Source organism: Agrobacterium sp. ST15.13.015 (assembly GCF_027871645.1).
Taxonomy (GTDB): Bacteria; Pseudomonadota; Alphaproteobacteria; order Rhizobiales; family Rhizobiaceae; genus Agrobacterium; species Agrobacterium leguminum.
On the sequence record NZ_JAQAHF010000002.1, the window covers coordinates 254,184 to 267,660 of the forward strand.

Annotated in this window: 12 protein-coding genes and 3 tRNA genes; 14 read left to right on the forward strand and 1 reads right to left on the reverse strand. The window is 58.6% G+C overall.

The window, feature by feature from the left end; genetic code table 11:
- The first annotated feature begins 114 nt into the window (after positions 1-114).
- The 3 genes from lon (at position 115) to PIB16_RS04500 (ending at position 5,648) form a co-directional block, all read left to right on the forward strand.
- Complete coding sequence (lon, locus tag PIB16_RS04490) at positions 115-2,532, forward strand: endopeptidase La (RefSeq protein ID WP_078054020.1); 2,418 nt, start codon at positions 115-117, stop codon at positions 2,530-2,532.
- A 288-nt stretch (positions 2,533-2,820) separates the two neighbouring features.
- Positions 2,821-3,096: a DNA-binding protein HupB gene (hupB, locus tag PIB16_RS04495; protein ID WP_003502360.1), complete on the forward strand. Its 276-nt coding sequence runs from the start codon at positions 2,821-2,823 to the stop codon at positions 3,094-3,096.
- A 353-nt stretch (positions 3,097-3,449) separates the two neighbouring features.
- Entirely contained in the window at positions 3,450-5,648 is a 2,199-nt protein-coding gene (locus tag PIB16_RS04500; protein ID WP_271045075.1) for an esterase-like activity of phytase family protein, read from the forward strand.
- Positions 5,649-6,310: 662 nt separating this feature from the next.
- On the opposite strand, the gene PIB16_RS04505 is transcribed toward PIB16_RS04500, so the two are convergent.
- Positions 6,311-6,386 (reverse strand) — tRNA-Val (locus PIB16_RS04505).
- Positions 6,387-6,427: 41 nt separating this feature from the next.
- On the opposite strand from PIB16_RS04505, the gene PIB16_RS04510 reads away from it, so the two are divergent.
- The 11 genes from PIB16_RS04510 to nuoF all read left to right on the forward strand — a co-directional run bounded on the left by PIB16_RS04510 (position 6,428) and on the right by nuoF (position 13,330).
- A complete protein-coding gene (locus tag PIB16_RS04510) occupies positions 6,428-6,733 on the forward strand; it encodes a hypothetical protein (protein WP_271045076.1) in 306 nt (101 codons plus the stop codon).
- A gap of 98 nt (positions 6,734-6,831) precedes the next feature.
- A tRNA-Asp gene (locus PIB16_RS04515) sits at positions 6,832-6,908 on the forward strand.
- A gap of 39 nt (positions 6,909-6,947) precedes the next feature.
- Positions 6,948-7,024 (forward strand) — tRNA-Asp (locus PIB16_RS04520).
- 436 nt (positions 7,025-7,460) lie between these two features.
- On the forward strand, positions 7,461-7,826 hold the full coding sequence (locus tag PIB16_RS04525; RefSeq protein WP_003496469.1) for an NADH-quinone oxidoreductase subunit A: 366 nt from the start codon (positions 7,461-7,463) through the stop codon (positions 7,824-7,826).
- A complete protein-coding gene (locus PIB16_RS04530) occupies positions 7,817-8,401 on the forward strand; it encodes a NuoB/complex I 20 kDa subunit family protein (RefSeq protein ID WP_003521524.1) in 585 nt (194 codons plus the stop codon). The genes PIB16_RS04525 and PIB16_RS04530 overlap by 10 nt, the downstream gene beginning before the upstream one ends.
- Before the next feature lie 20 nt (positions 8,402-8,421).
- Positions 8,422-9,024 carry an NADH-quinone oxidoreductase subunit C gene (locus tag PIB16_RS04535; RefSeq protein ID WP_003496465.1) on the forward strand — a complete coding sequence of 201 codons (603 nt, stop codon included), beginning with the start codon at positions 8,422-8,424 and terminating at the stop codon, positions 9,022-9,024.
- Positions 9,021-9,449 carry a GFA family protein gene (locus PIB16_RS04540; protein WP_271045077.1) on the forward strand — a complete coding sequence of 143 codons (429 nt, stop codon included), beginning with the start codon at positions 9,021-9,023 and terminating at the stop codon, positions 9,447-9,449. The genes PIB16_RS04535 and PIB16_RS04540 overlap by 4 nt, the downstream gene beginning before the upstream one ends.
- A gap of 1 nt (position 9,450) precedes the next feature.
- Complete coding sequence (locus PIB16_RS04545; protein ID WP_003496461.1) at positions 9,451-10,641, forward strand: NADH-quinone oxidoreductase subunit D; 1,191 nt, start codon at positions 9,451-9,453, stop codon at positions 10,639-10,641.
- The gene (locus tag PIB16_RS04550; RefSeq protein WP_065653988.1) at positions 10,641-10,901 is read left to right on the forward strand and encodes a hypothetical protein; all 261 of its coding nucleotides are present in this window, start codon (positions 10,641-10,643) and stop codon (positions 10,899-10,901) included. The genes PIB16_RS04545 and PIB16_RS04550 overlap by 1 nt, the downstream gene beginning before the upstream one ends.
- 16 nt (positions 10,902-10,917) lie before the next feature.
- Positions 10,918-12,015 carry an NADH-quinone oxidoreductase subunit E gene (locus PIB16_RS04555; RefSeq protein ID WP_271045078.1) on the forward strand — a complete coding sequence of 366 codons (1,098 nt, stop codon included), beginning with the start codon at positions 10,918-10,920 and terminating at the stop codon, positions 12,013-12,015.
- 10 nt (positions 12,016-12,025) lie between these two features.
- Positions 12,026-13,330: an NADH-quinone oxidoreductase subunit NuoF gene (gene nuoF, locus PIB16_RS04560; RefSeq protein WP_020012329.1), complete on the forward strand. Its 1,305-nt coding sequence runs from the start codon at positions 12,026-12,028 to the stop codon at positions 13,328-13,330.
- Positions 13,331-13,477 lie beyond the last annotated feature (147 nt).

Here is a 13,477-nt window from a genome sequence, read left to right on the forward strand (position 1 = left end):
GCGACTTGAAATCGGTGTTTCGAAACTCCACTTTCAGTCTCGAGAAATGAATGTGCCGGATGCCCCAAGCTGTCCGGCAAAGTGTCCCGAAAGGGACCATGGAAAGGAAATGATATGACGAACATCACGTCTGCGGCATCTGGCGGTACCTATCCGGTACTTCCCCTGCGCGACATTGTCGTTTTCCCGCATATGATCGTTCCCCTGTTCGTCGGGCGGGAAAAATCCATCCGTGCGCTCGAGGAAGTCATGGGGTCGGACAAGCAGATCATGCTTGTTACCCAGATCAACGCCAGCGATGACGATCCGGCCCCGGAGGCCATCCACAAGGTCGGCACGGTCGCCAATGTCCTGCAGCTTCTGAAGCTTCCCGACGGCACCGTGAAGGTGCTGGTGGAAGGCAAGGGCCGCGCCCAGATCGACAGCTACACCGGCCGTGAAGACTTCTATGAAGCCACTGCGACGCCGTTGCAGGAGCCTGCCGAAGATCCGGTCGAGATCGAGGCTTTGTCGCGTTCGGTCGTGTCTGAATTCGAGAGCTATGTGAAGCTCAACAAGAAGATTTCGCCCGAGGTTGTCGGCGCCGCCGGCCAGATCGACGATTATTCGAAGCTTGCCGATACGGTCGCTTCGCACCTGTCGATCAAGATTACCGAAAAGCAGGAAATGCTGGAAACCGTCAGCGTGAAGCAGCGGCTTGAAAAGGCGCTCGGCTTCATGGAAGGCGAAATTTCCGTGCTCCAGGTCGAAAAGCGCATCCGCTCGCGCGTCAAGCGCCAGATGGAGAAGACACAGCGCGAATATTACCTGAACGAACAGATGAAGGCGATCCAGAAGGAGCTCGGCGACGGCGAGGACGGCCGTGACGAGATGGCCGAGCTGGAAGAGCGCATCGCCAAGACCAAGCTTTCCAAGGAGGCCAAGGAAAAGGCCGAAGCGGAAATGAAGAAGCTGCGCCAGATGAGCCCGATGTCCGCGGAAGCGACCGTCGTGCGCAACTATCTGGACTGGCTGCTTGGTCTGCCCTGGGGCAAGAAGTCCAAGATCAAGGCGGACCTCAACAATGCCGAGAAGATCCTGGATCAGGACCACTTCGGTCTGGACAAGGTCAAGGAGCGTATCGTCGAATATCTGGCCGTGCAGGCCCGTGCGACGAAAATCCGTGGCCCGATCCTCTGCCTCGTCGGCCCGCCCGGCGTCGGCAAAACCTCGCTCGCCAAGTCGATCGCCAAGGCGACCGGCCGCGAATATGTGCGCATGGCGCTGGGTGGCGTTCGTGACGAGGCGGAAATCCGCGGTCACCGCCGTACCTATATCGGCTCCATGCCGGGCAAGATCGTCCAGTCGATGAAGAAGGCCAAGAAGGCGAACCCGCTCTTCCTGCTCGACGAAATCGACAAGATGGGCATGGATTTCCGTGGCGATCCGTCGTCGGCTCTGCTCGAGGTTCTCGATCCGGAACAGAACTCCACCTTCATGGACCATTACCTTGAAGTGGAATACGACCTGTCCGACGTGATGTTCGTGACAACGGCCAACACGCTGAACATTCCCGGCCCGCTGATGGACCGCATGGAAGTGATCCGCATCGCCGGTTACACGGAAGACGAAAAGCGCGAAATCGCCAAGCGTCACCTGTTGCCTAAGGCGATCAAGGAACATGCCCTGCGTCCGGAAGAATTCTCGGTTACCGATGACGCCCTGATGGTCGTCATCCAGCAGTACACCCGCGAGGCGGGCGTGCGCAGTTTCGAACGCGAGCTGATGAAGCTGGCGCGCAAGGCTGTCACCGAGATCATCAAGGGCAAGGTCAAGTCCGTGGAAGTCACCGCTGCCAACGTGCCGGATTATCTGGGCGTTCCGCGGTTCCGCCATGGCGAGGCCGAGCGCGAGGATCAGGTCGGCGTCGTCACGGGTCTTGCCTGGACGGAAGTTGGCGGTGAGCTGCTCACCATCGAAGGCGTGATGATGCCGGGCAAGGGTCGTATGACGGTGACCGGTAACCTCAAGGAAGTGATGAAGGAATCCATTTCGGCGGCGGCATCCTATGTCCGTTCGCGCGCCGTGGACTTCGGCATCGAGCCGCCGCGCTTCGACAAGAGCGATATCCACGTGCACGTTCCGGAAGGGGCAACCCCGAAGGACGGTCCGTCCGCCGGTGTTGCCATGGCGACCGCCATCGTCTCCATCATGACGGGTATCCCGGTCTCGAAGGATGTGGCGATGACGGGTGAGATCACGCTTCGCGGTCGCGTGCTGCCTATCGGCGGCCTGAAGGAAAAGCTGCTTGCGGCCCTTCGCGGCGGCATCAAGAAGGTGCTGATCCCGGAAGAAAACGCCAAGGATCTGGCGGAGATTCCGGACAATGTGAAGAACGAGATGGAAATCATCCCGGTGTCGCGCATGGGCGAGGTCATCAAGCACGCCCTTATCCGCCAGCCGGAGCCCATCGAGTGGGACGGCAGCATCGAGACGCCGGTGATCGCAACCGTCGAAGGCGTCGACGACGGCAGCCAGACCATCGCGCATTGATAATGCATCGTCGCGAGGGGCGGGAATCGCCTTTCGCGATGGCTGATGCATAGATTCAATGTCTTAGGTGTCGGAAGGCGCATGTGGCGTAAAGCTGCGCACAAGTGATGCGAATTTGGCACGAATATGTGGAAGGCCGGCAGAAATGTCGGCCTTTTTTGTGAAAAAAAACGCAGACCCCTTGTTTTTCAGGCGATTCCAGCGCTTTTGGGTTGCTGCGCGCGGATGCGAACGTATTCTGCGCCGGCTTAATTTGAGTCGTTTCAAACCATTGAAAGGGGTGGAAACATGAACAAGAACGAGCTCGTCTCTGCTGTTGCCGAAAAGGCTGGTCTCACGAAGGCAGATGCTGCTTCCGCTGTTGATGCTGTATTCGAAACTGTACAGAGCGAACTGAAGAACGGTGGCGACATTCGCCTGGCCGGCTTCGGCAGCTTCTCCGTCAGCCGTCGTGAAGCCTCCAAGGGCCGTAACCCTTCCACGGGTGCTGAAGTCGATATCCCGGCTCGCAACGTACCGAAGTTTTCCGCAGGCAAGGGCCTGAAGGACGCCGTCAACTCGTAAGGTTTCCGGAAAGCCGCAACGCCCGGCGGCGGGCGGGCAGCTTTTCAGGTTCACGAGGAAACATGTTTTGACGCCCTGACGCCGTCACATCGCCGCCAAAAGCGGGCGGTGTTTCGAAAAACTCTTTTCGGACAGGCCGGGTTCTCCCGGTCAAGATGTGAATGAAAGCAGGGAAGCGCCTGTGTAGCTTCCATCCGGACACACGGCGTTTTTCGACGCGGAATGTGGGCATAAACACGAAAGCCCGGCCTTCCAGGCCGGGCTTTTTGATTCAGCGGTCAGGAAGTGTCATGCCACTGTCATGTCTGTAACGCAGAAGCCTTGGGGTATTTTTGGACCCAAGGGGGATTAAAATGGCGTTCCGATTTTCTCAAATGGCTTTGACCGCCGCGCTGCTCACGTCCGCAGCCATCCCGGCCGCGGCCGAGCCGGTTTTCAACCGCATCGCATCTTTCCCGGTGGCGAAAAACCTTCCCGCGGACAAGGACGCCAAATCCGTCACCTCGGCTGAAATCATTACCGCCAGCGAAGACGGCAAGACACTGATCTATTCGGACAGCCCGCTTGGCGGCATCGGTTTCATCGACATCACCGACGCCAAGGCTCCCAAGGCCGGCGGCGCGCTGCGGCTCGAAGGCGAACCGACCTCCGTTGCCGTTGCCGGTCTCAAGGTGCTGGCCGGCGTCAATACGTCGGAAAATCGCGCGAAGCCCTCCGGCAAGCTGGTGACGGTCGATATTGCTACCAAAAAGATCGAAGCAAGCTGTGATCTCGGCGGCCAGCCCGATTCCGTCGCCGTTTCCCCAGACAAGACCTTCGCCGCCATCGCCATCGAAAACGAGCGCGATGAAGAGGTGAACGAAGGCGCCCTGCCGCAGATGCCCGCCGGTTATCTGGTGACTGTCGGCCTGAAAGACGGCGTTGCCGATTGCGCGAAGCTGAAGAAGATCGAGCTCACCGGTCTTGCCGAAATTTCTCCTGAGGATCCAGAGCCGGAATTCGTGTCAATCAACGCCAATGGCGAGATCGCGCTGACTCTTCAGGAAAACAATCATATCGTCATTCTCGACGGCAAGACCGGTACGGTGAAGACGCATTTCTCCGCCGGCAAGGTCGATCTTGAAGGCATCGATACGAAGACCGATGGCCAGTTGAAGTTCACCGACAAGCAGGAAGGCCGCAAGCGCGAGCCGGACGCCGTGAAGTGGCTGGACAACGACCGTATCGTCATCGCCAATGAGGGCGACTGGCAGGGCGGTTCGCGCGGCTTTACCATCTTCGACAAGACCGGCAAGCTCGTCTACGAATCCGGCGCCTCGCTCGAACACGCGGTTGCGGCCATCGGCCACTATCCGGAAAAGCGCTCCAAGGCAAAGGGCATCGAGCCGGAAGGTCTGGAAGCGGCGACCTTCGGCGACCAGAAATATTTCTTCGTGCTGTCGGAGCGCGCCTCTGTCGTCGCTGTCTACAAGGACACCGGCAAGGAGCCGGAACTGACGCAGCTCCTGCCTTCGGGCGTTTCGCCGGAAGGCGCTGTCGCCATCCCGTCGCGCAACCTCCTTGCCACGGCCAATGAGGTCGATCTGATCGAAGACGGCGGCGTGCGCTCGCATGTCATGCTCTATGAACGCGGTGAAGGTGAAGCAGCCTATCCGCAGCTGGTTTCCGCCACCGTCGATGGTGCACCGATCGGCTGGGGCGCTCTTTCGGGTCTGGTCGGCGATGCCGAAAAGCCCGGCATTCTCTATGCCGTCTCCGACTCGGTCTATGGCAACCAGCCGTCGATCTTTACCATCGATGCGACGAAAAAGCCCGCCACCATCACTAGCGTCCTGCGCGTCAAGCGTGACGGTATTGCCGCTCAGAAGCTCGACATCGAAGGCATCACGCTGGACGGCAAAGGCGGTTTCTGGCTGGCTTCTGAAGGCGACAGCGCCAAGCTCGTTCCGCACGCGCTCTATAACGTCAACGCCAAGGGCGAGATCAAGGCTGAGATCGCATTGCCGAAGGAACTTCTCGCCGGCGACACCCGCTTCGGTTTCGAAGGCGTGACGATGATCGGCAAGGGCGACGACGCGACGCTGTGGATGGCTGTGCAGCGTGAATGGGGCACGGACGAAAAGGGCTTCGTCAAGCTGGTCTCCTACAATCCGAAATCCAAGGAGTGGGGCGCCGTCCGTTACCCGCTCGACAAGACCGAGGCAGGCTGGGTCGGCCTCTCCGAAATCGCCGCGCAGGGCGACTATGTCTATATCGTCGAGCGCGACAACCAGATCGGCGACAAGGCCAAGATCAAGAAGCTCTACCGTGTTGCGATCGCGGACCTGAAGCCGGGCAAGATCGGCGGCGAACTGCCGCTGGTGGCCAAGCAGGAAGCCCATGACTTCCTGCCTGACCTCAAGGCCCAGACCAACGGTTATGTCGTCGACAAGCTGGAAGGCTTCACCTTCGACAAGGCGGGAACGGCCTATGCCGTGACGGACAATGACGGCGTGGACGATTCTTCCGGCGAAACGCTGTTCTTCACCGTCAATATGAAGGCGATCAACTGATCGGGCCGATTGGCACCGCAAATGAGAAAAGCCGGGCTATGCCCGGCTTTTTTGTACGGCGAGGGGCCTCTTGGCCGCGTTTCCCGATCCTGCACGATGCCTGACGATGCAAGCCGTTAAAATCGGCATTGCCGCTTCGATATCGGATTGTGAAGGATTCGTCCGGAGCCATCCGGGAAAATACTGCGGATCGATGGTAACAGATCACCGCCCCATGGAATTCTTGCTTTTGGGAGTATCTTGTTTCTCCGAGTCCTGCTGGACCCAGCGGAAAAAAATATAAACAGGCAGCGCTATAAGCGCGAGTGTTACAAACGCGTCGATCGACATGGTTTCATCCATCAGTTCAACCGTTCATCATGAAACGGTGCGCAAACAATGCCTGAAATCTCTTTAGAAAGTCTGAATCTTCCTTATTTTCCGGTATGTTGCGGGGTGATACAGGGGGTGGTCAAGTTGTCGGATTTTGGAACAGCGGTGCCGATTTGGCATGGCGCAACTGGAGAAAAGCGATTCCAGCGGTTGGGAATCGTGACGACGCTCTACCGACCGTAGTTAGGGCAGGGGGCAATGATTCCGAATACTGGAGGGCTTATCGCATAGCCAAAGCAAACACGAACAATCTCGGTCTCAGGGGGTGATATTTAAATCTTCTGGGAAAATGGTGGGCGATGAGAGACTCGAACTCCCGACATCCTCGGTGTAAACGAGGCGCTCTACCAACTGAGCTAATCGCCCTTCGCGTCTTGCGGATCATGTCCGCCGCGTCGGTGGCCGTGATGTATGCGGATCGGAAAAAAACCGCAAGGGCTTTTGTGAAGTTTTTTTGTTTTTTTTGCCGAGAGAATTTTCCGTCGCCGGGGGACGGGGGCAAAAAGCCGGGAACTGCGGGCTTTTTGCCCGAAACAGGACCCGAGGACGCCGTGATGGTCATGTGGAAATCCCGCTACGGAAGCCTCCGGCTGTGGACAAGTTTTTTGTTTTCGTTGGGAAAAGCCCGAAAAACAGGGCGTTTGCCGCAATCGCCTTCCAAGGCCTTTCGGTTTTTCCCGATCAAAATGAAGAAGCTTATTCTTTTGTCGTGAAACCTGCTTGACACCCCCGCACGAACGCCGTAGTTAGCCGCTCATCGAACAGCCGAGGCTGGTTCGAGCGGCGGGACTGGTTCCTGTCGTCAGGAGATGCGGGTGTAGCTCAGTCGGTTAGAGTGCCGGCCTGTCACGCCGGAGGTCGCGGGTTCGAGCCCCGTCACTCGCGCCATCCTGTCCCTCGGAAAACGCAGATGAATGTCTGTGGTGCGCGGGTGTAGCTCAGTCGGTTAGAGTGCCGGCCTGTCACGCCGGAGGTCGCGGGTTCGAGCCCCGTCACTCGCGCCATTTCTCTCTCCTGAAATGTCTCCTTAAAAAACAGATCGACACGCGATTTGCGCGCTCGTCTATTGACGATTCCAGCGCCTGATTCCGGGCTTTTTAAACGCGATTTTTCCTGCATTTTTTAGTCAAGTTTCGATTCCCAAATATCGTCACTTCACCGCCATCCGGACGTAAAATTCGTGTGACTTTTTTGCGGTTGCGTCGTTCAATCGATTATTATTGTATTTGAGTGGCTTAGGCCGGAATTGTGGCCCAAATTTGCGTCAATTCCGGCAATATTGTTGCCAATCAATGCGGCAGGTGTCTTGAAATGGTGCCTAAACTCTTGCAGAGAGAGCGCGGCTGCGCTAACGACTTTGGCGTTGCAACATATTGTCCGCTCTTTGAGACTTAAGGTCACAAAGGCAGGCCCGGCACCCGGCCGGGCAGGGAAGAGACCATGACTGAACTCCTCAGTTCCTACATTCCGATCGCAATATTCATCGGTATCGCTCTCGTCATCGGCCTGGCGCTTCTCATTGCGCCGTTCGCTGTCGCTTACAAGGCGCCGGACCCGGAAAAGCTTTCTGCTTTCGAGTGCGGTTTCAACGCCTTCGACGATGCCCGCATGAAATTCGATATCCGCTTTTATCTCGTGTCGATCCTGTTCATCATCTTCGACCTGGAAGTCGCCTTCCTGTTCCCATGGGCGGTGTCTTTTGGCGAGATGGGCTGGTTCGGTTTCTGGTCGATGATGGTGTTCCTTCTCGTTCTCACCATCGGCTTTATCTATGAGTGGAAGAAGGGAGCGCTGGAATGGGCATGAGCCAGAACAACACCACGCTCGTTGCGCCGCAGCCGAAGGGGATCATCGATCCCTCCACCGGCAAGCCGGTTGGCAGCAACGATGCCTACTTCACGGAAATCAATGACGAGCTGGCCGACAAGGGTTTTCTCGTCACCTCGACCGACGAGCTGATCACCTGGGCCCGCACCGGCTCCCTGATGTGGATGCAGTTCGGCCTTGCCTGCTGCGCCGTCGAAGGCCTGATGCAGGCGTCCGGCCCGCGTTACGACATGGAGCGCTTCGGCGTCGCCCCGCGCGCCTCACCGCGCCAGTCGGACGTCATGATCGTCGCCGGCACGCTGACCAACAAGATGGCGCCCGCTCTGCGCAAGGTCTATGACCAGATGCCCGAGCCGCGTTACGTCATCTCCATGGGCTCCTGTGCCAATGGCGGCGGCTATTACCATTATTCCTACGCTGTCGTGCGCGGCTGCGACCGCGTCGTGCCGGTGGATATCTACGTTCCGGGCTGTCCCCCCACGGCGGAGGCGCTGCTTTACGGCGTGCTTCTGCTGCAGAAGAAGATTCGTCGTACCGGTACGATCGAGCGCTAAGGGCAAAGGACGGATTAAGAATGAGCGAAGCTCTCAACGATCTTGCTGCTTACGTTAAGGAAGCGCGCGGTTCCCTCGTGGTGTCGGCTGATATCGCCTATGGCGAGCTGACGCTGAACACGACGCCTGAAAGCGTGATCGCGCTTTTGACCTTCCTGCGTGACGACGTGCAGTGCGGTTTCGTCAACATCATCGATATTTGCGGTGTCGACTGGCCGCAGCGCGAAAAGCGTTTCGACGTTGTCTATCATCTGTTGTCGCCGCGCCAGAACCTGCGCGTACGCGTCAAGCTGCAGGTGGCGGAAGACGAGGGCGTACCGTCTTCGACCTCGGTTTATATGGGTGCCGAATGGTTCGAGCGCGAAGCCTGGGACATGTATGGCATTCCGTTCGAAGGCCATAAGGATCTCCGCCGCATCCTCACGGACTACGGTTTCGAAGGCCATCCGCTGCGCAAGGATTTTCCGGTTACCGGCTTTGTGGAAGTGCGTTACGATGACGTGCTGAAACGGGTTCTTTATGAACCGGTTGAACTGAAACAGGAATTCCGCAACTTCGATTTCCTCTCCCCCTGGGAAGGGACCGAATATGTTCTCCCGGGTGACGAAAAGGCCAAGCAATGAGCCAAGCCCCCGCGACAGAGCATGGACAATGTCTTTGCGGCGCCGTCGGCCTCAATGCCGTCATCGGTGCCCGCGAATTCGGCGTTTGCCATTGCTCCATGTGCCGCCGCTGGTCCGGCGGTGCCTTTCTGGCTGTCGAATGCGCTGATATCTCCGTTGAGAACGAAGAGAACCTCGGCGTCTATTCCTCGTCGGAATGGGGTGAGCGCTGCTTCTGCAAGAATTGCGGCAGCACGCTGATGTGGCGCTCGAAGGACGGCAAGCATTTCGCCGTTTCGCTGCAGGCTTTCGATAACCCTTCCAGTTTCAAGTTCGCGTCGCAGATTTTCACGGATGAGAAGCCTTCGAGCTATTCTTTCGCGGAAATCACGCAGAACATGACCGGCCCCGAATTCATCGCCATGATCACCTCGGCGGAGCACTAGAATGACTGAGCATAACGTCCGCAATTTCACGATCAACTTCGGTCCGGAACATCCGTCCGCGCACGGCGTGCTGCGTCTGGTTCTGGAACTGGATGGCGAAATCGTCGAACGCGTCGATCCGCATATCGGTCTCCTGCATCGCGGCACCGAAAAGCTGATCGAGACCAAGACCTATCTGCAGGCCGTTCCTTATTTCGACCGCCTCGACTACGTCGCGCCGATGAACCAGGAACACGCTTTCGCGCTCGCCGTCGAAAAGCTGCTCGGTCTCGAAATCCCGATGCGCGGTCAGTTGATCCGCGTTCTCTATTCGGAAATCGGCCGCATCCTGTCGCATATCATGAACGTGACGACACAGGCTATGGACGTCGGCGCGATGACGCCGCCGGTCTGGGGCTTCGAAGAACGCGAAAAGCTGATGGTGTTCTATGAGCGCGCCTGCGGCGCCCGCATGCACTCGGCTTACGTCCGTCCGGGCGGCGTGCATCAGGACCTGCCGCCGGAACTGGTGGATGATATCGGCAAGTGGTGCGATCCGTTCCTCACCGTTCTCGACAATATCGAGGGCCTTTTGACCGACAACCGCATCTACAAGCAGCGTAACGTCGATATCGGCGTCGTCTCGCTTGAAGACGCCTTCGCCTGGGGTTTCACGGGCGTGATGGTGCGCGGCTCGGGCGCTGCCTGGGATTTGCGCCGCGCGCAGCCCTATGAGTGCTATTCCGATCTCGAATTCGACATTCCCGTCGGCAAGAACGGCGATTGCTATGATCGTTACCTGATCCGCATGCAGGAAATGCGCGAATCCGTAAAGATCATGAAGCAGTGCGTCGACCTTCTCTCCGGCAAGCACCGCATCGGTCCGGTCTCCTCGCTTGATGGCAAGGTAGTTCCGCCGAAGCGTGGCGAGATGAAGCGTTCGATGGAAGCGCTGATCCACCACTTCAAGCTCTACACCGAAGGTTACCACGTTCCCGCCGGCGAAGTTTACGCCGCCGTCGAAGCGCCGAAGGGCGAGTTCGGCGTTTACGTGGTCGCAGACGGTTCGAACAAGCCCTATCGCTGCAAGATCCGCGCGCCGGGCTACGCACACCTGCAGGCCATGGATTTCCTGTGCAAGGGCCATCAGCTTGCTGACGTTACAGCCGTGCTCGGCTCCCTCGACATCGTGTTCGGGGAGGTCGACCGCTGATGCGTCTGCCGCTGGCCATACCGGCTTTTCTCGCTGCGATGTCTGCCTCCGCTCTCGCCCAGACGGCGACGGACGAGGGCGGCATATCGCTGTCGAGCGGCGGCTCTTCGACCATCAAGCAGCTTCTGTCGTCGGGATACGAGATCAAGGCCTCGGTTCCCAATGGCAGCAAGTTCATCGTGTTCATGCAGAAAGACAAGGCGGCTTACGCCTGCGAATTCGTCACGGTGGCGAGATCGCGTTGTGAGACGTTAAACTGAAAAGGCGTGAGGAAGTATGTCCGTTCGTCGACTAGCCGAAGATCAGTTCCAGCCCGTGGCGTTTGCCTTCAATGCGGAAAATACCGCATGGGCTGAAAAGACGATCAAGAAATATCCCGAGGGACGCCAGCAATCGGCGGTCATCCCGCTGCTCATGCGTGCGCAGGAGCAGGACGGCTGGGTTACCCGCGCCGCCATCGAGAAAATCGCCGACATGCTGGATATGGCCTATATCCGCGTCATGGAAGTGGCGACCTTCTATACCCAGTTCCAGCTGAAGCCGGTCGGCACGCGCGCCCACGTTCAGGTTTGCGGCACCACGCCCTGCATGCTGCGCGGCTCGGAAGCGCTGATGGATGTCTGCCGCAAGAAGATCCACCACGATCCGCTGCACACCAATGAGAGCGGCACGCTCTCCTGGGAAGAAGTGGAATGTCAGGGCGCCTGCGTCAACGCGCCGATGGTCATCATCTTCAAGGACGCCTATGAGGACCTGACGCCCGAGCGTCTGGAAGAGATCATCGATACGTTCGAGGCAGGCAAGGGCGACACCGTCAAGACCGGCCCGCAGATCGACCGTCACCAGTCGGTCCCGGTCGGCGGCCTCACGACGCTGACGGAAGAGATCAAGCCGGATCGCTCCAATCTCGACAAGCCGGCCGAAGTGGCTGCGGACGCCGCACCGGTTCCGCCCTCCAACGCCGCCAAGCCGAAGACGGACGCGCCTGAAACCGATCCGAAGCTGAAGACGCCGGTGACCGCGCCCAAGGCTGCCGAAGCCAATGTGAAAACCGCCGAAAAGGAAGCTTCGGGATCTGCGAAGCCGTCGCTCGATTCCCAGGATCGTCCGGCAGGCATCGAAAAGCCCGCAACGCCCGACGACCTGAAGCTGATTTCCGGTGTAGGCCCCAAGATTGAGGGTACGCTGAACGAGCTCGGCATCTTCACCTATGCGCAGATCGCCGGCTGGAAGCAGGCCGAATGCGACTGGGTCGATGGTTATCTGAATTTCAAGGGCCGTATCGGCCGTGATGACTGGGTCAAGCAGGCCGAGGCGCTCGCCAAGGGTGGCGAAGCCGAGTATATCAAGGTCTTCGGCAAGAAGCCGCGGTAAGAGGTGAAGCATGTTAAAAGATCAGGATCGCATCTTTACCAATCTCTACGGCCTCAAGGACAAGTCCCTGAAAGGCGTGAGAGCGCGCGGCCATTGGGACGGCACCAAGCAGATCATCGAAAAGGGCCGTGACTGGATCATCAACGAGATGAAGGCTTCCGGCCTTCGCGGTCGCGGCGGCGCTGGCTTCCCGACGGGTCTCAAATGGTCATTCATGCCGAAGGAAAATGACGGCCGCCCGCATTACCTCGTCGTCAACGCCGACGAATCCGAGCCCGGCACCTGCAAGGACCGCGAAATCCTGCGCAACGATCCGCATACGCTGATCGAAGGTTGCGTGATCGCCGGTTTCGCCATGGGCGCGCATACCGCCTATATCTACGTTCGCGGCGAATACATGCGCGAGCGTGAGGCGCTGCAGGCAGCCATCGACGAATGCTATGATGCCGGCCTGCTCGGCAAGAACAACAAGAACGGCTGGGATTTCGACATCTACGTCCATCACGGCGCAGGTGCCTATATCTGCGGCGAAGAGACGGCTCTGCTCGAAAGCCTTGAAGGCAAGAAGGGCCAGCCGCGCCTCAAGCCGCCGTTCCCGGCCAATATGGGTCTTTACGGCTGCCCGACGACCGTCAACAACGTTGAATCCATCGCCGTTGCGCCGACCATCCTGCGCCGTGGCGCTGCATGGTTCTCGTCCATCGGCCGTCCGAACAATGTCGGCACCAAGCTGTTCATGGTCTCCGGCCATGTCGAGCGTCCCTGCACCTTCGAAGACGCGCTGGGCCTGTCCTTCCGCGAGCTGATCGAACACCATTGCGGTGGCATTCGCGGCGGCTGGGACAATCTGCTCGGCGTCATCCCCGGCGGCGCATCCTGCCCCATCGTTCGCGGTGAGGACATGAAGGACGCCATCATGGATTTCGACGGCATGCGCGAAGTGAAGTCTTCCTTCGGCACCGGCGGCATGATCGTCATGGACAAGTCCACCGACGTCATCAAGGCGATTGCCCGCATCGCGGCCTTCTTCAAGCATGAAAGCTGCGGCCAGTGCACGCCGTGCCGTGAAGGCACGGGTTGGATGTGGCGCGTGCTGGAACGCATGGTCAAGGGCAATGCCCAGAAGCGCGAAATCGACATGCTGTTTGAAGTGACGAAGCAGATCGAAGGCCACACCATCTGTGCGCTCGGCGACGCCGCCGCATGGCCGGTACAGGCGCTGATCCGCAATTTCCGTCCGGAAATCGAAAAGCGCATCGACCAATATACTTACAGGGCCATGGATGATGGCGCTGTTCTGGAAGCCGCTGAATAAGCATTGAGGCTTCAGGCGGAGCCGGAATTTTCCGGCCTCGCGACACCATGAAACGTCTGGCAGACGATACGAGTGCCGGGCGTGATTAAGGATTTGTTGCGGACCGTGTGAGACATGGGACGAACAGGCAACAGGACGTAAGTAGAA